Below are 19,754 nucleotides of genomic sequence, written 5' to 3' on the forward strand. Positions count from 1 at the left end.
CGGCGGGCTTTCAGCCCGCCGAAACTATATTTACTGCTTCAATTCTTTCAAAAGGTTCTCAATTTTGCTGATATGCTTACCGTAAAAATATTTGAACCACCAATTTCCTACGAGGTATAACATAAATAATCCAATTGAAACAGAGCCGATAAGCGTTGTCGCAATCTGTAAATCCGATAAAGGCTTTCGATGAGGAAGACATTCTATCACGATAATCATCTCGCACACCAAAAATGGAACAAAACTCAGATAAAACGAAACATAATATTGTTTATTTAAATTTAACTGATGGAGAAGATCCTTCAAAGAATCATAGGTTTTCAGCATTGGACTTCCCATTTCTTTATATAATCTGAAAAATTTACTAAAGAAAAAAAATGTCACCAAAGCCATCGAAGCCAATAAAATAGTGATATAAAATTTAAACTTAAAAGGAGCTTCAGGAACAGGAACCCAGACAAGAATAAATCCGAAGATAAATATTCCGAGCGTAGACCAAAATTCCATCCTCATATTTTTGCGCATTTTTTCTAGCGGAAGGTTAATCTTACCTTTCTGCTCGGTAGCAATGTCGGGCGTTTCTTCAAAAGAATCATCTTCGTTCCATGTATTTTTCAGGTCATCTATATTCATGATAATTGATTTAAAATTTTGGTTAATTTGTTGCTAGATATGAGTTGTGAGATCTAAGCGCTATACTCATAACTCTACTATTTTGAGTTTAAGATATCTTTCAGTTTATTTTTGGCGCGATTCATTTTCACTCTTACATTTCCTTCAGAAATACCCATTTGTTCGGCAATTTCCTTACCTGAAAAATCTTCCAGATAATAGAAAATAAATGCTTTATCGATTGGATTTAATTGATTGATCGCTTTGTACATTTCAGACAGCTTTTCTTCCTTTTCACTATCATATTCATCCTGAATAATCTTGTAATTAGAAAAATCTTCATTAGCAATAAAACTTCTCTTTTTCTCTGATTTTAAGAAAACAATTGCGGTGTTAAGGGCAATTCTGTACAACCATGTTGAAAACTCACTCTCGCCTCTGAAGTTTGAATAAGCCTTCCAGACCTGATAGGTGATCTCCTGAAAAAGATCGTCACGGTCGTCTTTTTCATCCATATACATTTTAGAAATCTTAAAGATGATTCCCTTATGTTTTTCGATTCTATCTAAAAATTCCTGTTCTAATGAGGTCATGGTTTTTTACTCTATAGAGTTAGTTCAGTTTTGAAAATAATGTTACAGTTTTTTTGAAAATTAATAAAAAAAGCCCGACAGAAAGCATTCTATCGGACTTTTATTTATTATACAAAAGGATCATCTACCTAGTTTGTCATTCCGTAGGAATCTAAACTTAGCTTTTAAACATCATAATTGAGATTCCTCCGGAATGACAAAGACGATGTCGTATTCTTCAAAACATTGAACATATTAGACAACATTATTTTAAAAAATATAATCAGTACTTAAAAAATTAGAATCATGTTCTCTTACAATCGTATTCAGTAATTTTTTATTGGAATCCGTTATTTTTGCAGCTACCAAAGATCGGATCGAAAACGAACGAAGCGCGTCAAAAACCGAAAGCGTACCTTCTGCGCTGTCTTTTCTTCCTGTAAAAGGGAAAACATCAGGGCCACGCTGAGCCTGACAATTGATATTGACACGACTTACCAAATTCACAAAAGAATCAATTAATTTTGAAACTTCCAACGGATCTTCACTGAAAATACTCACCTGCATTCCATGATCGGCATTTACCTGATAGTCGATCGGCTCATCAATATCTTCAAAAGGAACGACAGGAATTACCGGACCAAATTGTTCTTCATGATACAGTTTCATATCACTGTTTACGGGATAAACAACCGCTGGAAATACAAATGAAGCTTCGTTATAACCTCCGTTATCATTTAAAACTTTTGCTCCTTTCGCCAAAGCATCATCAATACATTCTTTAAGATAAGGTGGTTTATTTACTTCCGGAAGTGGTGTAATTTTCACATCTTTTTCCCACGGAAGCCCTAGTTTTAAAGCCGAAACTGCGGCAGTTAATTTTTGAGTAAATTCTTCGGCAACATCTTTTTGTACGAATATCAATTTAAGCGCCGTACATCGTTGACCATTGAATGAAAGCGCTCCTAAAATACATTCGCTCACCGCAACATCAAGGTTGGCATTTTTAGTAACGATAGCAGCATTTTTTGCATCTAAACTTAAAATCGCCCTTAAACGATTCACCTTTGGATGCAGTTTTTTCAGTCCGTTGGCCACTTTACTTGAACCGATGAAAGCTAAAACATTAATTTTTCCGCTTTCCATAATTGGGGTGATGATTTCGGAACCTTTTCCGTATAAAGTATTCACCGTTCCTTTCGGGAAAGCTTCTTTGAAAGCATTTAATAATGGATAATGCGCCAACACACCATGTTTAGGAAGTTTAAACAAGATTGTATTTCCCATGATCAACGCAGGAATCAATGTTGTAAAAATTTCATTTAAAGGATAATTAAATGGCCCCATGCTCAACACAACTCCAAGTGGAGCACGACGAATTTGAGCAATTGTTCCTTCCGCCTGCTGAAAACGGGAAGATTCTCTGTCTAAATCTTTTAAAGCATCAATGGTTTGATTGATATAATCTACGGTTCTGTCGAATTCTTTGGTAGAATCCGGCAGCGTTTTTCCGATCTCCCACATTAATAATTTAATGATCAGATCTCGCTGTTCGATCATTAGGTATACAAACTTCTGCATACATTTGATACGACCTTCTACCGACATTGTCGGCCATTCGCCAAGGCCGTTATCATAGGCTTTTACAGAAGCTTCCAGAACTTCCATTGCTTCTTTCGGGCCGATATTCGGAATACTTCCTAAAAGCTTTCTTTCCAAGCCGTTTTCTGTGGGAATGCAGATGGGTGAATAAATATTGGTGACTTCTCCGCTCCATTCTACCAGTTCGCCATTGAGAAGATAAGTACGTTGATGAATTTCGGGAACTTTATATTCTTCGGGAATTTCATTTTCGTTTTTAAAAATTTCGTGAAATGATGCGTTATCTACTGAATCCATAAATCTTTTTATTTGTTTAATAATTTGAGTGTAAAAATTTGAATAGAATAAAGGTAGACGTAAAAATTGATTTTAAAAAGAGGAGATTAATAGATTTGCTCTATTTAATGGGTATTTGAATTAAAATTAACATCTGTTTTTGATAATTTTATTTTTAACGCAAAGAACACAAAGATTTTTTGACTACTAACTGCTTTTAAGGTTCGCAAATCAAAGATTCATCGATTCCTTTAAAATCAATCAATTAATTGAGATAAAGGCGTTCCACTCAGCAAAGTTCACTAAGATTTTTCAATTAAATTTAATTCATCAATCATCGTAAAAATTAATCTTAGATACTGGAAAAAAGAATAATTTTGCTAAAAATAAAATTATGTTTTCAAAATTAATTTTCAGCACCGTATTATTTTTCTCGGTGTTGAGTTTTGCTCAAAAAGCTAAAACAGCCAATACCGTTCTAATGGGAGGAAGACCTGTACACACGTATGCTAAATTACCGTCAGTAAATAAACCAGCTCCAAAGTTCACGCTTACCGATGTTACGATGAAAGACCAAACTCTTGATTCTTACAAAGGAAAATACCTGATCCTAAATATTTTCCCGAGTGTAGATACGGGAGTTTGTTCGGCTTCTGTGCGTCATTTTAATGAAGATGCAGCGAATATTCCGAATACGGTTGTTCTTTGTATTTCTAAAGATTTGCCATTCGCTCAAAAGAGATTTTGTGGTGCAGAAGGAATCAAAAATGTGGTGATGCTTTCTGATTTCCGTTCGGATTTCGGGAAAACGTACGGTGTTGAGCTTACGGATTCTGTGATGAAAGGTCTTTTAAGCAGAGCTGTTGTCGTGATCGATCCTTCAGGAAAGATCGTTTATGAAGAGCAGGTAGATGATATTTCGCATGAACCGAATTATGAAGCGGCGATTAAGGCGGTGAAAAATTAAAATTTTCTTAAAAAATTAAAATATAATTCTTCATTTAGGGAATATTGTTATATTTGGAATTCAAACAAATTAAATAATTACTATGAAAAATTTGAAAAAAATTTCAAGAGAGCAATTAAAAGAAGTACAAGGAGGAGTAACTCCATTTCCACAATGCCCATATGGTTACATATACAAATGCGAAGCAGTAGGTGTATGTGATGAAACAACCGGTCAAGATGACTGTCTATGTGGATGCGTGCCAAGAGTAAAATAAAACCTTACTATAATTTAAACCCTCTTTTTAGAGGGTTTTTTATTACAATCAAACTCAGCATTACGCTGAGCCTAATCATTTACATTTTTTTATCTGATGAATTTTCGTCTTTAGTTTTAGCTATAGAAGAATTTTTCGCTGCCTTCACAAGCTCGTTGGTATCGGCATAGAAAACCTCCCAACCCGGAACATCTTTCATCACGGTCACGAGATTGATATAAGATTTTAGTATTTTTTCGAGATCCTTGCGGACGGCTGAAGCACTTTTCATCTGGCGGAGTTCACCGTTGGCTTCTGCCTGTTCTGCAAAAAGAATTTCAAAAGCTTCATGCTTAGACTTCATGTCATCGTATGCGGTATTCAGGGAGAGATTGGCTATTTTCTCCATGTTTTCAGGGCGTTCTAAGGTTTCAATCAGCTTTTTCATCTGAGCAGTTTGGGAGGAATAACTTAAACGGTCAAGATCCAACCCGAAGGTTTTGAATACTCCATATAGATCTTCCGCCAACTGATAATTAGCCATTGAAGGAAGTTTTTGGTAACCGTTCAAGAATGCCTTCATATTGCTGTAAGCGACATCTCTTTCATGATCCAGTGTAGCGACATCTTTTCCTTTTCCGCTGTAGACTTGTTTGGTATAGACACTGTCATACTCCGTGTATGAAGTCTGTAAAACCGAAAGTAAAGGATGATTGGTGATCACAGGATATTTTCCTGATTGAGAATTTGAAATAATTCTTTGAGCTAAAGTCGCAAGATCTTTAGTACTTAGCTTTGCTAATGTAATTTTCATACGTAGATTGTGTTTTTATTATTAATTATGGAACAATTTTCACGATTCAAATATAAAAATTTAGTATTTAATCACAAACAATATTGTTGGAAACAAAAACAATTTGTATTTGGTCGCAAACACCATTGTTTTTCCTAAATGTAATTTGTATTTGATTACAAACACTATTGTTTGGCTCTAATGTAATTTGTGTTTGGTTACAAATAGGGTTGTTTTAAAGCTTTGTAAAAAGTATTTAGGTTGGAAATAGGATATGTAAATTTTAGGATTATGGTAACACGTATTTGTAAATAATTAACGTTACCTATATTTGAAATACTTAACTATTAAATTTAAAATCAAATATTTGTACATTTGATAATAAATACACAAAAACTAATCAACTAATGACTATCGATCAACAAAAAAGAACTTTAACTCAAATTGAAAACTTACTTAAATTAAATATTGAAAAAAAAATTACTGAAATTTATCCTGATCAATCTGATATCGGAAATATAACAATCAATCAAATGACTATTTTTGATTTTATATCATTATTAAAGAAGCTCCTAAATCAATTACTCAAAGAAATTTCTAGCGAGAATCGCATAATTTTGCCATTCGTATATCAAAGTGCTGAATACGGACAAAATAACTTAGAAGCCAATTTAATTAATTTACAATCTCAAATTTCAAATAATCAAATAACAAATGCTGAGAACTCATTGATTTGGTTAGCTCACTATTGTTTACAAAATGGATTTTACGATAGATCTAAATATAAAACCCATTCTATAGATATTTTAAAAATTGAAAAGCAAAAAAGCAATCTAAATGTCATTACGGAAAATTATATACAATTAGAAGATAAATACAAAACATTATTAAAAACTATCGAAGATTCAAAACAAGAATTAGATGATTTCTATAACACAAAGCAATCCGAATTACAACAAATTAGCAATAACCTTACTACAAGTAATAGTAATAATAATCAAATCCAAACTCTATTAAATACTTCTACAGAATCTAAAGCTATAATTAATTCTCTTGTTGAACAAATAGAAAAAGAAAAAGCAAACACAGAATCCTTAAATTCAGAAACTGCAAAAAAATTTAATGATTTAATTACTGGGTATACCATAAATTTTGACGAGTTAAAAAAAACAAAAGATAAGGCTAAAGCGTTAAATGAAACATTTGATACGAAGCTTAAATTTGTAGAAAATAAAACGGATTATTTTGAGGAAAGAAATAATTATTTAGATGAATTAATTGGAAGAGAAGTAGGAGCTTCACTCTTTGAAACTTTTAAACAACGTAAAATTGAGCTAAATCCATCACTTAATTTTTGGAGATGGGCAGTATTAATATTAGGAGGTTTAACATTTATGGTTGTGTTCGCAATTTTTACAAATTTTTTTGGTTGGTTCGGTGATATACCTACTAAATTTACTTGGGAAATCATTGCTGTAAACTCATTAAAATCTATCCCATTCTTTTTTCTACTTTATTATACAATATCTCAATATAATAAAGAACGAAACTTCCAAGAAGAATATGCTTTCAAATCTGCCTCTGCATTAACAATTAAAGCTTACTCTGATATTTTATTGAATGAGGAAAACAAAGACCAATTAATTCTAAAAGCTGTATATAATGTATACAAAAGTCCTGTACAACAATATATAAAAGGAGGCAAAAAAGATATAAGTAATATTACAGATTTACTAAACGAAGTCGTTGATAAGGCAACAGAAATTTTAAAAAAGAAAGATTAAAGTTTTAAAATTTCTAATTTTATAAATACCCAAATATAGATCTATATTAACAAAACCTGCCTCACAGCAGGTTTTATTATTTACAAATGAAAATACCTCGGATCTGGATATTCAAATTCAAAATCCAATTCTGCAATTAATTTTGAAGGTGATATCGTTCTGCCTTTTGTAGTTCGTTCCCCCGAATACGGCAGACCTTTCTGAGCATTGATAATCTCTTCTTTATTAGGATGAACAGGCGCCACCACATTATATACTTTGGATTGAGATTGTCTGTACAACATTTTTTCAACAACCGAACAAATATCAGCGTAATGAATATGGTTGACCAACAGATCCAAATTGGAAATATTATAATTCTTCAACAATCGCTGATCTCCCATTAATCCCGCCAATCTCAAAATATTGACCTGAGGAAATTTTTCTTTTAAAAAGCCTTCACTCGGAACCTCATCCGCAGATCGGTCGTCCTCTTTAAAATCTTTTTCGGTTTCAGGATAAACTCCGGTAGAACTCATCAAATAGAGCTGACCTTTGTAATCTCCAAGAAAGGTCAACAAATTATCCTGTCTCTCTTTCATTGAAATCTGCGCCCCTCTCACCCCTGAAAACGGAACCGTAATAATCACAGCATCCAACTGTGGTGCAACTTCCCATTCCGTCATGGTTTCCGATATATGATCGGGAAAGTCGACCAGTGTCGTGTGATATCCTTTGGAAGTAAAATCTTGTATTTTAGATTCGGATGTGGTGGTTGCGAAAATTTCGTACTGACCGGATAATCTCTCCGCAATATGACCGCCCAGCCAGCCACAACCTATAATTCCTATTTTTTTCATTGATTATTTTTTTTATTTAAATAGACTTTTATCCTATTTTTTTTTTCGCAAAGTTCGCAAAGTTTTTTTGACTACTAGCTGTTTTTAAGTTCGCAAGGGCGTTTCACTCAGCAAAGCTCACGAAGATTTTCAATTATAATCAGATTTCGGATAATTATTTTAATTTTTCATTTTCTGATATTCCTGATTTGAAACTATGACAGAATCGTTAAGTGTCATCAAAAAAGATAATAACTCTTCTTTCTCTTTTAGAGTAAAAACAATCGGTTTCTGAAGTTCTTTCGCCAATGTCGGACTTTTTTCTATGCCTTTTTCATAATGTTCCAACACTTCATTTAGCGTTTGAAATCTGCCATCATGCATATAAGGATAGGTGTAAGAAAGGTTTCTGAGACTTGGAATTTTAAACATGAGCTTATCTTCAGGCTCCATTGTTTTATTCCATTTTCCGTAATCTTTAAGATCTGGATTGATGGGCATTCCGTTATTTGCAAAACCATAAGTGGAAAACAAAGGTTCGGTATGACATGAAATACAATTATTTTTGAATAATTGATATCCGTTCGCCTCCGCTTCGGTGAATTTTGCTTTTCCCTGTTTTACTTCATCATATTTAGAATTAGCGGAAACAATCGTCAGTTGAAACTGCGAAAGTGATTTCATAATTCGTTCCGTAGTTGCTAAACTGTCACCAAAACTTCTGTAGAAAAGCGTTTTGTATTCTTTTGATTTATTGAGTTTTCGGACAACAGCATTAATGTCCTCCCCCATTTCTTTAGGATGATTGATTGGCGCCAAAGCCTGAACATCAATATTCACAACCGAACCATCCCACATAAATTTCTTCTGCCACGCCAGATTGAATATCGCGGGTGAATTTCGGTCTCCTATTCCATCCTCAATTCCTTTGCTTAAACCATTTCCTGCATGGGAAAACGCTTGATTTGAATTATGACAGGAAGAACATGAAACCATATTATTTCTCGATAAAATTGGGTCATAAAACAGTTTCCTGCCCAATTCTACTTTAGCCCGTTTCAACGGATTTGTCTTAAAATCATACACCGGCTTCGGAAAATAGGAAGGATACACCAACGGAATTTCCTGAAGGCTGTAAAATGCCATCAATACTAATAGTGAAAGGATTCCGAGAGGTTTGAGTTTTGAATACACGTTATCTTTAATTCCTATTTTGGAAATTTTGGCTTTTTAAATTATGCACTTGATAATTCACTTATATAGAAATTTAATAAACTTAAGATGACTATATAATTCGTAAAGCCTTTTTCAATTTCTATTGCATATTGATTCTTAAAAATCTTTTGTTTATAACCTATCATCAAAACTAATTGATCATCATTGTTATATAAACTCAACTTTTTATTAAACCAACCTTTGAATTTATATGTAAAAAATTTAGTGTCCTGATCGTAATAAAATATCCGGTTTTTTGTATAATCATTTTTTAAAACCAATCTTCCTTTTTTATCGAAAACATTAGTATCATACCACAAAAAACCGGTATTTTTTATTTTATAAATTTCATTATCTATTTTTATTCTTCGATTAATACCTGTAACAAATTCATACAAAATCCCCCCAACATGTTGATTCTCTTCATTAAACAACTTCAAAAAACCTCTACCTTCTTTTATTGTATAAATCCTCATACTTGATAAATGAAAAACTACAGTAAATTCTCATCCACAAAATTCGGCAACGTCACTTTCAAATTCGGTTCCATTTCCATCGCTCTTTTGATCGCGAAAACAGCACCTTCATTTCTAGCCCAACTTCTTCTTGAAATTCCGTTGTTAACGTCCCAGAAAAGCATTGATTTTAATCGTCTGTCGGCATCGTCACTTCCATCAAGCAACATTCCGAAACCGCCGTTGATTACTTCTCCCCAGCCAACTCCGCCTCCATTGTGAATAGAAACCCAAGTTGCCCCACGGAAACTGTCACCAATTACATTTTGAATCGCCATATCTGCCGTAAATCTTGAACCGTCATATATATTTGAAGTCTCTCTGTAAGGCGAATCTGTCCCCGAAACATCATGATGATCTCTTCCTAAAACGACCGCTCCAATTTCTCCATTTTTGATGGCTTTGTTGAAAGCTTCAGCGATTTTCATTCTTCCTTCTGCATCAGCGTATAAAATTCTTGCTTGTGAACCAACCACCAATTTATTTTCCTGCGCTCCTTTGATCCACTGAATATTATCCTTCATCTGCTGCTGAATTTCTTCAGGAGATGTTTTAATCATTTCCTCTAAAACCTGACAGGCAATTTCATCTGTTTTCTGTAAATCTTCCGGATTTCCGCTCGTACAAACCCAACGGAACGGCCCGAAACCATAATCGAAACACATCGGTCCCATAATATCCTGAACATAACTTGGATATTTAAACTCCTTACCAATCGTCGGATTGTCAGACATTACATCTGCTCCGGCTCTTGATGCTTCCAATAAAAAGGCATTTCCGTAATCGAAGAAATAGGTTCCTTTTTCTGTATGTTTATTGATTGCTGCAGCGTGTCTTCTTAAAGTTTCCTGAACTTTGTTTTTGAATAATTCAGGATCTTCCGCCATCATTTTGTTTGATTCTTCAAAGCTTTGTCCCGCAGGATAATACCCTCCAGCCCAAGGATTATGAAGTGAAGTCTGGTCTGAACCAATATCAATTCTTAAATTTTCCTGATCAAATTTTTCCCAAACCTCAACGATATTTCCAAGATAAGCCAGAGAAACAGTTTCTTTGTTTTCCTGAGCTTTTTTCACTCTTTCAACTAATTCATCCAGATTTTCGTGAATTTCATTCACCCATTTCTGTTCGTGACGGATTTTTGTGATCTTTGGATTTACTTCCGCACAAACGGTAACGCAGCCTGCAATATTTCCTGCTTTTGGCTGAGCTCCACTCATTCCGCCTAAACCAGAGGTAACGAAAAGTCCGCCTTTTGGTTCTTTATTGATTTTTCTGAAAGCGTTTAAAACCGTAATCGTCGTTCCGTGAACAATTCCCTGTGGACCAATGTACATATAACTTCCCGCAGTCATTTGTCCGTACTGAGAAACACCCAGCGCATTGAATTTTTCCCAATCATCTGGCTTAGAATAATTTGGAATCACCATTCCGTTTGTCACAACCACTCTCGGCGCATCTTTATGTGAAGGAAATAATCCCATCGGATGTCCTGAATACATGGTCAACGTTTGTTCGTCCGTCATTTCAGACAAGTATTTCATTGTCAACAGATATTGAGCCCAGTTTGAGAAGACAGCACCATTTCCACCGTATGTGATGAGTTCGTGAGGATGTTGAGCCACCGCGTAATCAAGATTATTCTGAATCATCAGCATGATCGATTTTGCCTGCTCGGATTTTCCGGGATATTCTGAAATTGGTCTTGCCTTCATTTCATAATCCGGACGGAAACGGTACATGTAAATTCTACCGTATTTTTCAAGTTCTTCTTTAAATTCAGGCAGTAATTCCGCATGAAACTGAGGTTCGAAATAACGCAAAGCATTTTTTAAGGCTAGCTTTTTCTCTTCTTCACCTAAAATTTCTTTACGTTTTGGTGCGTGGTTTATATTGGTTTCGTATGGTTTTGGTTGAGGTAATTGGTTTGGAATCCCCTGCTGTATTTGTTCTTGGAAAGTCATATTGTTATATAAAGTTCTGAGTTTAGTTTGAAAGTCTTAAAGATATTCAAATTAGAAAATACAATGCAACTAAACGGTAAAAATTCCGAATAGCAAAAATTCAAAGAAAAAAAGTTTTGAAAAATTAGCGGATAAGAGAATAGATTAAAACACCAATTCCTGCATAAGCAACAACAGTAATAATATCAGCTATGGGTTGTGAAAAGCGTTTTTCCTTGATTTTCTCGCCGTTGATCTGGTTCTTATGGAATTTCAGAATTTTTTTAGGATTATGAACCGGGTGTGCAACCAGACTATCGCTTTCCCACTTGTCAACTATTACTTTATAAGTCTTGCCATCAACGTCAATTTTAACATTTTTCTTAGGTGTAAGCTTCTCCTGAATATTGATCGGGATAGGCGTTTGTTGCGGGTTCGGGTTTTGAGATCCAGCTGCCGTACCTGTCATTTGCACAGAAGTATTATTAACAGAAGTTGCATTCTTTTTAGATTCCTGCTTATTGTCGGTCGCTGTATCCACTTGTTTTTTAGCCTGATAAGTATAGCAACTGACAAGAGCAAATGATATAATGATGAGATAAAGATTCTTTTGCATCAGCCAAATTTAAGAATTAAACGGAATATTTAGTATTTTCTTTTGAAAGATCCTGATTTTTTGTTGTTCTTTATCTTATTCTCCCCCATCATCTCTCTTTGATCAAATTCCAACCGTCCAGAGGAAGGGGAATTCTCCTTAAAATAAACTATATGTTTTTTACTTAAAAAAACAAAAAACCTTACTGAAATTAGTAAGGTCTATTGTTTTAGGTAAGCACATCATCGTTCGTTTCCTCGTGATCATCATCATTATCGCTGGTGCTCCAATAATTATTTTCTTCATCTTCGGAACCTATTTTCTCCATTTCATCGTCATCTTCAACTCCTGGAATATCCAATCCTTTATCGATTTTGTCATCGTCCAGATCTTCATTGAAAATAGGATTTCCATCTCCATCCAAAGGGATATGCTGTTCTCTGTTAAAAATATCTTCAATTGGACTATAATCCATTTGTTCGAGCTTTCTGTTTTGTTCGTTGGTATTATCTTCAGGTATCATAATGTTATATTTAGTGTTGATTTAATAAAAGACAAAAATGGTTCCAAGTTCTGTTTTGAAAAAAAATATTTTAAATCAAAATTTAATTTTTATTAAATTTTATAAACTTCAGGATTGGCACAGTTTGGCATTTTCTCACCTTTAGAAAAAGCAATGATATTTTCTGCGGCAACTTTTGCCATCCCGTTTCTCGCTTCAATCGTTGCTGAGCCAATATGCGGCAATACACAAACACTTGAAAGCTCTAAAATAGGATCATCCTTAAAAATAGGCTCAGGATTGGTGACATCTAAACCGGCTCCCCAAATATGTTTTGAAACCAATGCTTCATACAAGTCTTTTTGATTATGAAAACCACCTCTCGCTGTATTAATAAAAATAGAATCAGGCTTCATTTTTTCAAAAACCGAAGCATTAAAAAGGTCTTTCTGATCAGGAACAAAATTAGCATGGATACTCAATACATCAGCCTGAGCAATCAATTCATCAAAAGAAACATAGGTTGCATTTAGCTCTTTTTCTGCTTCATCATTATGATGGCGATTATGATAAATAATCTTCATATCAAAGGCTTTTTTACATTTTTCGGCCATCTCGAAACCTATTCTTCCCAATCCGAAAACGCCTAAAGTTTTTCCGTATAATTCCTGTCCTAAAGCATGCAAAGGATCAAAATCGCCCCAATTTCCCTCTTTAATTTTCTGAAAATTAAAACTTGCTCTTCTTGCAACCGATTGCATTAATAAAAATGCAACGTCAGAAGTCGCTCTGCTTAAAACATCAGGAGTATTTCCGATGGGGATGTTTTTTAAGTTGGCTTCTTTGATATCTACATGATCAAAACCAACGGAATATAAAGCGATTGCCTTTACATTTGGGCATTGTTCGAAAAAATCTCTGTCAAATTTATTGTGTCCAACATTTAAAATTGCATCGGCATCCTGGCAATATTTCAACCATTCTTCAGGAGATAAATTATTATGGGTTAGTAGTGTAACCTCCAATCCTGCGTCTTCCAGCATTTTAATGCCTATTTCCGGAATTCTTTTATTGATGAATACTTTCATTGTTTATTTTGTAATTTATGAGTTAAAACTTTTAAAATAAAAAACCTCACTACTACTAAAAATGAGGCTTTTAACTTTACTATTTAAAATTATTTTTTCATATATCGGTCTCGATTTGTTAAGAATAAATTTCCATCAGCAATCTGAATTATTTTGTATTCTTTTGAATAGTATTAAAATCGAGTGATTATTTAAATGATTTGGTAATAAAAATGATACAATTTTCATTCCGAAACCCCCTTCAATATTATAAATGTCATTAATAAAATTCACCATAAATTGTAAAAATTCACCCATAAAATAAATCAAAAAAATATAATGGCAAAACTTTAATTTAATATAATTATCACTAGATTTACTCTGCATTTGCAATAAAATCAAAAATTAACCAAAATTCATAAACATAACGCAAAATATGATGATTAAAAAAAATGCCTATATAAAAGGCACAGGTTCTTATGTACCTCCAAAAATATTAAAAAATGACTTTTTCGAAGCTATCGGTTCTTCTGATGAATGGATCTACAAAAATCTTGGAATCAAAGAACGTAGAATTGCAGAGGGTGAAGTAACGAGCGATTTGGCTTATAAAGCAGGTTTGGAAGCATTAAAGGAAGCTGATCTAACACCGGAAGATATCGATTTAATTATTGTAGCAACTTCAACTCCTGACAGACAGGCACCTTCTACAGCATGTTTTGTTCAGGAAAAAATGGGTGCTTATCAAGCGGTAGCATTTGATATTTCGGCAGTTTGTTCAGGAGGTTTATATGGTATTGCAATCGGTTGCCAGTTCATAGAAACAGGAATGTACCAAAATGTTTTAATTATTGGTGCGGATACTTTTTCTACCATTACCGATTGGGAGCGAAAAGATTCTGTCTTTTTCGGAGACGGTGCGGGAGCAATTTTACTTTCAGGAACGACCGAAGATAAAGGTTTCTTTGATTTTAAACTTCATGCAGACGGTCGCGGAAAATATCACTTCAACATTCCGGCCGGAGGTTCGGAAATGCCTGCATCAGAAGAAACTTTAAAGCAGAAACTTCATTATTTTCAAATGAATGGAAAGGAAGTTTTTAATACAGCAACCAAAGTTTTACCCGAAACCATTACTGAGATTCTTGAAGCTAATAAACTTTCTGCGGATGATGTAGATTGGGTAATTCCACACCAGCCGAGCATCAGAATTCTTCAGGAAACTGCCAGAAAAGTGAATATTCCTTTTGAAAAAGTAATGACCAATATGGATAAATACGCCAACACTTCCGGCGGAACAATTCCTATCGTCCTTGATGAAACCTATAAAAGCGGAAAAATACAACCCGGAAACATTCTTTTATTTGCTGCCGTAGGCTCTGGATGGACTTGGGGAACGGCTCTTTATAAAGCCTAAAATCAATATTTTATTTTAAAATAATACAGAAAAAAATTATGCTGAACGATCAGACCTTTCTTATAACAGGCATTGCGGATGAAAATTCCCTTGCCATGAAAACCGCCGAAAAAATCCTTGAAAATAACGGAAAAGTTGTTTGCGCCGGATTGGGCGTCACTCCTTTTCACAAAAACCTCTCTGAAAAAGCTCAGGAATTTCTTAACAAAAACTATAATGATTTTCAAACAGCATGTCATAAAGTTCTAGGAGATCAGGTTTACACCGCTCCTTTAGATGTTACATTACCGGAAAGTCTGGATTTTCTTGCAAAAGATCTTTATCAAAAAGATATTAAACTTAACGGTTTTCTTCACGCCATTGCAATGGATAAAACGATTAGACAAAAATCTGTAAAGCCAATGCTGGAGGTTACTGTAGAAGAATTTAATGAAACGATGAATGTTTCAGCGTTTTCTTTAATCTCCTTATCTCAGGCTTTACTTTCGAACAATGTCCTTCAAAATGGGGCTTCTATTGTTTCACTTAGCTATATTGCAGCAGAAAAAGTTTCATCTTTTCCGTACATTAATATCAGTATTGCTAAAGCTGCGCTTGAACGATTAACCATGGAAATCGCCCATGAATTAGGCAGAAAATACGGTATCCGTGCCAATGCAATCCGTTTTTCACCCTACATGGGAAGCAAGGCAGGAAATGCAACTTTAAATCCTGAGGATGTTGAAAAAGCAAATCAAAAAAGTCCGTTAGGAAATGCTTTACCTGAAGATCTGGCGCACGAAATTGTGCATCTTTTCAGAAAAGAAACAAGAATTACAGGAGAAATCCGCCATGTTGATGGAGGTTTCCATATTATGGGATAATTTTTTAGGTTATTAATGTTGGTTATCGCAAAGACGCTATTTTTCAATTTAATTACATATAATAAGGCGCAAGGATTTTATCTTCGATAAAATTGAAGACTTTAATATTATTGAAAATCTTTGATTTTCTAGCGCCTTAAAAAAGTATTTTTTATTAATCTTTGCGTCTTAGCGTTTTCCCAACAATTTACAGTTATTATTGATTGGTTTTGCCTAACATCGGAACAAATTTGTAAGCTCCAAATTCTTCTTTTTCAATCTCAGTAGGAGAAATTTTTGTAAATCTATATAAAACCTGCTCATCAGTAGGACCTAATGGAATAACCATTTTTCCGCCAACTTTTAACTGTTTTAAAAGTTCCGTTGGTAAAACTGAGGCTCCACAAGTCACGATAATTTTATCGAAAGGCGCAAAAGTCGGAAGTCCGGCAAAACCATCACCAAAACTTTGAAACTTGGGATATAAATGCATTTCTCGCAACTTTTTCTTAGAAAAATCAAACAGATCTTTTTGTCTTTCAACAGTATATACCAAACCTTTCATGGCTATAAGTACAGCGGTCTGATAACCACATCCTGTCCCGATCTCCAAAACTTTTTCACCCGCTTTTAATTGTAATAATTCAGACTGTTCTGCAACGGTTGACGGATGAGAAATCGTTTGATGCGCCAAAATAGGAAAAGCACGATCTTCATAAGCGAAATCTTCAAAAATACTTTCAATAAAAAGGTGTCTCGGAACATCATTCATGGCCGAAAGTACATTTTCATCCGAAATTCCGATCTTATGTCGAAGATATTCAACCAAAATCTTTCTTTTTCCTTTATGTACAAACGAATCTTGCGTCATTAGATGGTAGTTATTGGGGTTCTGGTGGTAGTTTGCACAAAAATAATAAAACAAATACTATTTATCAACCTAAAACCTATCATCTATTTCCGAATACCTAAAATCATTATATTTACAGAAATTTAATACAACTATGTTAAAAGCAGGTTTGGTAGGTGCCGGACATTTAGGAAAGATACATTTAAGACTTCTTAATCAATCAGATAAGTATGAATTTGTAGGTTTCCATGATAAAGATGTAGAAAACGGAAAAAAATTAGAAGCCGAATTAGGTTATAAATATTTTGAAAATTTTGATGATCTTTTGGATCAGATCGAAATGCTGGATATTGTAACACCAACAATTTATCATTACGACTATGCTTTAAAAGCAATTGATAAAGGACTTCATTTTTTCATCGAAAAACCTGTCACTCACACGCTTGAACAGGCAGAAGAAATCCTTCAAAAGTGTCGTGAAAATGGCATAAAAGCTCAGGTTGGTCATGTTGAAAGATACAATCCTGCTTTTATCGGAGCAAAAGATTACATCCAAAATCCAATGTTCATCGAGATTCATAGATTAGCGGAATTCAATCCTCGTGGAACGGATGTTTCTGTGGTCTTAGACTTAATGATTCATGATCTTGATATTTTATTAAGTGTTGTAAAATCTAAAGTTAAAAATATTCACGCAAGCGGTGTTTGTGTAGTAAGCAAAACTCCAGATATTTCTAACGCAAGAATTGAGTTTGAAAACGGATGCGTTGCCAACCTTACGACTTCAAGAATTTCTATGAAAGCGATGAGAAAAAGCCGTTTCTTCCAGAAAGACGCTTATATTTCCGTTGATTTCTTAGAAAAAAAGGCAGAAGTTATCCGTATGAAAGATGCTCCTGAAAACCCTACTCCATTTGATATGATTATTGAAAATGCTGATGGGGAAAAGAATCAGATCTTATTTGAATATCCAAATATCCAGCCTAATAATGCGATTTTGGATGAATTGAATTCTTTCGCAGATGCAATTATTGAAGATAAAAATGTAGAAGTTTCTTTGGAAGACGGAACCGAAGCTTTAAAAGTGGCTTTGGAGATTATGAAATTGATTTCTTAATTTTTAAATTTAAACACAAAGCACACAAATAATTTTCACAAATTACACAACTTTAAACATCAATAGAAACGGGCTTTAGCCCGTTTTTTCTTATTAATAAAAACAATTGGCTTTAGCCAAAACTTAATATTAATTCAAAGCTATATAAGAGGTTCATTTTTTTATACTCTTTTTTATTTCTTTTGTGGTTTAATTTAAATCAAATGTGATTTTTATTCAACAAATTTTAAATATATTTGTGATTACTTAAAAGTAATTAATTTCTAAAAACAACCCCTAATATTTTAAAAATCAAAACTATGAAAAGAGCATTCCTATTATCCGCTTTTTTATTGTCTCAATTTGGGACATCACAGCTTTTAAAAACAGATGGTCAGAAAATCGTTAATGATAAAGGAGAAAATATTCAATTAAGAGGTCTCGGTTTAGGAGGATGGATGTTGCAGGAAGGTTATATGCTGAAAACTGCTGATTTTGCAGGTCCGCAATACAAGATCAAAGAGAAAATTGCAGAATTGATCGGCGAAAAAGGAATGAATGATTTCTATAAAGCCTATTTAAAAAACGGAATCACAAAACAAGATATTGATTTTCTGAAAAAAGCAGGATTCAATTCAATAAGACTTCCGATGCATTATAATTTGTACACCTTACCGATTGAAAAAGAATCTGTAAAAGGTGAGAATACCTGGCTGGAAGAAGGTTTTAAAATGACGGATGATCTTTTGAAATGGTGCGCAGATAATAAAATGTATTTAATTTTAGATCTTCACGCTGCGCCTGGCGGACAAGGAAATGATGTGAATATTTCTGACAATGATAAATCAAAACCGTCACTTTGGGAAAGCGAAGAAAATCAGAAAAAAACAATCGCTCTTTGGAAGAAATTAGCAGAAAGATATAAAGATGAGCCTTGGATTGGTGGTTACGATTTAATCAACGAGCCTAACATTAATTTCACAGGGAAAAACCCGAACGGAACAGATGAAATGTCAAACGCTCCCCTCTGGAAATTACAGAAAGATATTACAGAAGCTATTCGTCAGGTTGATAAAAAACACATTATCATTCTTGAAGGAAACGGTTGGGGAAACAATTACAATGGATTGATACCAATTTGGGACGACAATATGGCTTTCAGCTTCCATAAATACTGGAATTATAATGATGATGCAACAATAAAAAATGCATTAGATCTTAGAGAAAAACATAATATGCCTATTTGGCTTGGTGAAACAGGAGAAAACTCTAATGTTTGGTTTACAGAATTGATCCAGCTTTTAGACAAACACAACATCGGATACGCGTTTTGGCCAATGAAAAAAATCGACAATATTGCTGGAATTACCAACGTAAAAATCACTCCAGAATATCAAAAAATATTGGATTATTGGAAAAGCGGAGCTGAAAAACCAACGAAAGAATTTGCAACAAAAGCTTTAATGAAAATTGCTGATAATTATAAATTCAGTAATACTGAAATTAAAAATGATGTGATCGATGCGATGTTCAGACAGACAACAGACGGATCTACAAAACCGTTTAAAAACAATCAGGTTCCGGGAAGAATTTTTGCTTCAGACTATGATTTGGGAAGAATTGGCTCGTCCTATTTAGATAAAGACTTTGTTAATCTTTGGGTAAGCGATCCTGCCAAAAGATCAGAATGGAATTCCGGAAATCAAATGAGAAACGACGGTGTTGATATCTATCAATGTAATGACAAGATCACCAATCAATATTATGTCGGAAAAACAGAATCCGGAGAATGGCTACAATACACGATCAAAGTAAAAGCCGATAAAAGCTATGGTTTTGACATCAGATATTCAAGTGCTAACAATGGCAAAATCAGAGTTGAGGACGCTTCCGGAAAGCAACTGGCCACCTTCTCGCTCAATTCTACAGGAGGAAACGAAGTATGGAAAACGGTTTCTGCTAAAGGAATTAATCTTAAAAAAGGAGAAAATAAAATTAGAATATTTTTCGAAAATGACGGAGTTAATCTTAATTATTTTGAAGTAAAATAATA

At 34.0% G+C, this 19,754-nt stretch carries 19 protein-coding genes; 7 read left to right on the top strand and 12 right to left on the bottom strand.

Going from position 1 to position 19,754, the window contains the following annotated elements; all coding sequences use genetic code 11:
* Window positions 1–30 precede the first annotated feature (30 nt).
* The 3 genes from EG348_RS20840 to EG348_RS20850 form a co-directional block, all read right to left on the bottom strand.
* Entirely contained in the window at window positions 31–633 is a 603-nt protein-coding gene (locus EG348_RS20840) for a hypothetical protein (protein WP_123984849.1), read from the bottom strand.
* 77 nt (window positions 634–710) lie between these two features.
* A complete protein-coding gene (locus tag EG348_RS20845) occupies window positions 711–1,205 on the bottom strand; it encodes an RNA polymerase sigma factor (RefSeq protein WP_123984850.1) in 495 nt (164 codons plus the stop codon).
* A gap of 249 nt (window positions 1,206–1,454) precedes the next feature.
* On the bottom strand, window positions 1,455–3,083 hold the full coding sequence (locus EG348_RS20850; protein WP_123984851.1) for an NADP-dependent glyceraldehyde-3-phosphate dehydrogenase: 1,629 nt from the start codon (window positions 3,081–3,083) through the stop codon (window positions 1,455–1,457).
* 373 nt (window positions 3,084–3,456) lie between these two features.
* On the opposite strand from EG348_RS20850, the gene tpx reads away from it, so the two are divergent.
* Both tpx and EG348_RS21785 read left to right on the top strand, forming a co-directional pair.
* Window positions 3,457–4,029, top strand: coding sequence for a thiol peroxidase (gene tpx, locus EG348_RS20855; RefSeq protein ID WP_185145489.1), 573 nt, complete (start codon window positions 3,457–3,459; stop codon window positions 4,027–4,029).
* A gap of 82 nt (window positions 4,030–4,111) precedes the next feature.
* Window positions 4,112–4,285: a bacteriocin-like protein gene (locus tag EG348_RS21785; protein ID WP_164463330.1), complete on the top strand. Its 174-nt coding sequence runs from the start codon at window positions 4,112–4,114 to the stop codon at window positions 4,283–4,285.
* A 79-nt stretch (window positions 4,286–4,364) separates the two neighbouring features.
* Here the strand turns inward: EG348_RS21785 and EG348_RS20860 are convergent, their stop codons facing one another.
* Window positions 4,365–5,078, bottom strand: coding sequence for a DUF6261 family protein (locus EG348_RS20860; RefSeq protein WP_123984852.1), 714 nt, complete (start codon window positions 5,076–5,078; stop codon window positions 4,365–4,367).
* 386 nt (window positions 5,079–5,464) lie between these two features.
* On the opposite strand from EG348_RS20860, the gene EG348_RS20865 reads away from it, so the two are divergent.
* A complete protein-coding gene (locus EG348_RS20865; protein WP_123984853.1) occupies window positions 5,465–6,841 on the top strand; it encodes a hypothetical protein in 1,377 nt (458 codons plus the stop codon).
* An 80-nt stretch (window positions 6,842–6,921) separates the two neighbouring features.
* Here the strand turns inward: EG348_RS20865 and EG348_RS20870 are convergent, their stop codons facing one another.
* From EG348_RS20870 to EG348_RS20900, 7 genes are all read right to left on the bottom strand, one after another.
* Window positions 6,922–7,680, bottom strand: coding sequence for an NAD(P)-binding domain-containing protein (locus EG348_RS20870; RefSeq protein WP_123984854.1), 759 nt, complete (start codon window positions 7,678–7,680; stop codon window positions 6,922–6,924).
* Window positions 7,681–7,839: 159 nt separating this feature from the next.
* The gene (locus EG348_RS20875) at window positions 7,840–8,853 is read right to left on the bottom strand and encodes a cytochrome-c peroxidase (protein WP_228414807.1); all 1,014 of its coding nucleotides are present in this window, start codon (window positions 8,851–8,853) and stop codon (window positions 7,840–7,842) included.
* A 41-nt stretch (window positions 8,854–8,894) separates the two neighbouring features.
* The gene (locus EG348_RS20880; protein ID WP_123984855.1) at window positions 8,895–9,350 is read right to left on the bottom strand and encodes a hypothetical protein; all 456 of its coding nucleotides are present in this window, start codon (window positions 9,348–9,350) and stop codon (window positions 8,895–8,897) included.
* A gap of 17 nt (window positions 9,351–9,367) precedes the next feature.
* The gene (locus tag EG348_RS20885) at window positions 9,368–11,353 is read right to left on the bottom strand and encodes a urocanate hydratase (RefSeq protein ID WP_123984856.1); all 1,986 of its coding nucleotides are present in this window, start codon (window positions 11,351–11,353) and stop codon (window positions 9,368–9,370) included.
* A 124-nt stretch (window positions 11,354–11,477) separates the two neighbouring features.
* Window positions 11,478–11,948: a hypothetical protein gene (locus tag EG348_RS20890; protein WP_123984857.1), complete on the bottom strand. Its 471-nt coding sequence runs from the start codon at window positions 11,946–11,948 to the stop codon at window positions 11,478–11,480.
* A 208-nt stretch (window positions 11,949–12,156) separates the two neighbouring features.
* Window positions 12,157–12,450 carry a hypothetical protein gene (locus EG348_RS20895; protein WP_123984858.1) on the bottom strand — a complete coding sequence of 98 codons (294 nt, stop codon included), beginning with the start codon at window positions 12,448–12,450 and terminating at the stop codon, window positions 12,157–12,159.
* A gap of 92 nt (window positions 12,451–12,542) precedes the next feature.
* Complete coding sequence (locus EG348_RS20900) at window positions 12,543–13,517, bottom strand: 2-hydroxyacid dehydrogenase (RefSeq protein ID WP_123984859.1); 975 nt, start codon at window positions 13,515–13,517, stop codon at window positions 12,543–12,545.
* A 415-nt stretch (window positions 13,518–13,932) separates the two neighbouring features.
* Here EG348_RS20900 and EG348_RS20905 point away from each other — a divergent pair, with 415 nt between their 5' ends.
* Together EG348_RS20905 and EG348_RS20910 are read left to right on the top strand one after the other, a co-directional pair.
* Window positions 13,933–14,913 (top strand): 3-oxoacyl-ACP synthase III family protein, encoded by a 981-nt coding sequence (locus EG348_RS20905; RefSeq protein WP_228414808.1) that lies wholly within the window; start codon window positions 13,933–13,935, stop codon window positions 14,911–14,913.
* A 38-nt stretch (window positions 14,914–14,951) separates the two neighbouring features.
* Window positions 14,952–15,776 carry an SDR family oxidoreductase gene (locus EG348_RS20910; protein ID WP_123984860.1) on the top strand — a complete coding sequence of 275 codons (825 nt, stop codon included), beginning with the start codon at window positions 14,952–14,954 and terminating at the stop codon, window positions 15,774–15,776.
* A 196-nt stretch (window positions 15,777–15,972) separates the two neighbouring features.
* On the opposite strand, the gene EG348_RS20915 is transcribed toward EG348_RS20910, so the two are convergent.
* Window positions 15,973–16,626: a protein-L-isoaspartate(D-aspartate) O-methyltransferase gene (locus tag EG348_RS20915; RefSeq protein WP_123984861.1), complete on the bottom strand. Its 654-nt coding sequence runs from the start codon at window positions 16,624–16,626 to the stop codon at window positions 15,973–15,975.
* Window positions 16,627–16,759: 133 nt separating this feature from the next.
* Here EG348_RS20915 and EG348_RS20920 point away from each other — a divergent pair, with 133 nt between their 5' ends.
* Window positions 16,760–17,722: a Gfo/Idh/MocA family protein gene (locus EG348_RS20920; protein ID WP_072410904.1), complete on the top strand. Its 963-nt coding sequence runs from the start codon at window positions 16,760–16,762 to the stop codon at window positions 17,720–17,722.
* Window positions 17,723–18,021: 299 nt separating this feature from the next.
* Window positions 18,022–19,752, top strand: a complete 1,731-nt coding sequence (locus EG348_RS20925; RefSeq protein WP_123984862.1) for a cellulase family glycosylhydrolase — start codon at window positions 18,022–18,024, stop codon at window positions 19,750–19,752.
* Window positions 19,753–19,754: the final 2 nt, after the last annotated feature.

Source organism: Chryseobacterium sp. G0201, assembly GCF_003815655.1.
Lineage (GTDB): Bacteria > Bacteroidota > Bacteroidia > Flavobacteriales > Weeksellaceae > Chryseobacterium.

What these genes read in the sequence shown, in the direction of transcription:
- EG348_RS20840 (WP_123984849.1), bottom strand. Translation starts at nt 633, where the DNA reads ATGAATATAGATGACCTGAAAAATACATGGAACGAAGATGATTCTTTT.
- EG348_RS20845 (WP_123984850.1), bottom strand. Translation starts at nt 1,205, where the DNA reads ATGACCTCATTAGAACAGGAATTTTTAGATAGAATCGAAAAACATAAG.
- EG348_RS20850 (WP_123984851.1), bottom strand. Translation starts at nt 3,083, where the DNA reads ATGGATTCAGTAGATAACGCATCATTTCACGAAATTTTTAAAAACGAA.
- tpx (WP_185145489.1), top strand. Translation starts at nt 3,457, where the DNA reads ATGTTTTCAAAATTAATTTTCAGCACCGTATTATTTTTCTCGGTGTTG.
- EG348_RS21785 (WP_164463330.1), top strand. Translation starts at nt 4,112, where the DNA reads ATGAAAAATTTGAAAAAAATTTCAAGAGAGCAATTAAAAGAAGTACAA.
- EG348_RS20860 (WP_123984852.1), bottom strand. Translation starts at nt 5,078, where the DNA reads ATGAAAATTACATTAGCAAAGCTAAGTACTAAAGATCTTGCGACTTTA.
- EG348_RS20865 (WP_123984853.1), top strand. Translation starts at nt 5,465, where the DNA reads ATGACTATCGATCAACAAAAAAGAACTTTAACTCAAATTGAAAACTTA.
- EG348_RS20870 (WP_123984854.1), bottom strand. Translation starts at nt 7,680, where the DNA reads ATGAAAAAAATAGGAATTATAGGTTGTGGCTGGCTGGGCGGTCATATT.
- EG348_RS20880 (WP_123984855.1), bottom strand. Translation starts at nt 9,350, where the DNA reads ATGAGGATTTATACAATAAAAGAAGGTAGAGGTTTTTTGAAGTTGTTT.
- EG348_RS20885 (WP_123984856.1), bottom strand. Translation starts at nt 11,353, where the DNA reads ATGACTTTCCAAGAACAAATACAGCAGGGGATTCCAAACCAATTACCT.
- EG348_RS20890 (WP_123984857.1), bottom strand. Translation starts at nt 11,948, where the DNA reads ATGCAAAAGAATCTTTATCTCATCATTATATCATTTGCTCTTGTCAGT.
- EG348_RS20895 (WP_123984858.1), bottom strand. Translation starts at nt 12,450, where the DNA reads ATGATACCTGAAGATAATACCAACGAACAAAACAGAAAGCTCGAACAA.
- EG348_RS20900 (WP_123984859.1), bottom strand. Translation starts at nt 13,517, where the DNA reads ATGAAAGTATTCATCAATAAAAGAATTCCGGAAATAGGCATTAAAATG.
- EG348_RS20905 (WP_228414808.1), top strand. Translation starts at nt 13,933, where the DNA reads ATGATGATTAAAAAAAATGCCTATATAAAAGGCACAGGTTCTTATGTA.
- EG348_RS20910 (WP_123984860.1), top strand. Translation starts at nt 14,952, where the DNA reads ATGCTGAACGATCAGACCTTTCTTATAACAGGCATTGCGGATGAAAAT.
- EG348_RS20915 (WP_123984861.1), bottom strand. Translation starts at nt 16,626, where the DNA reads ATGACGCAAGATTCGTTTGTACATAAAGGAAAAAGAAAGATTTTGGTT.
- EG348_RS20920 (WP_072410904.1), top strand. Translation starts at nt 16,760, where the DNA reads ATGTTAAAAGCAGGTTTGGTAGGTGCCGGACATTTAGGAAAGATACAT.
- EG348_RS20925 (WP_123984862.1), top strand. Translation starts at nt 18,022, where the DNA reads ATGAAAAGAGCATTCCTATTATCCGCTTTTTTATTGTCTCAATTTGGG.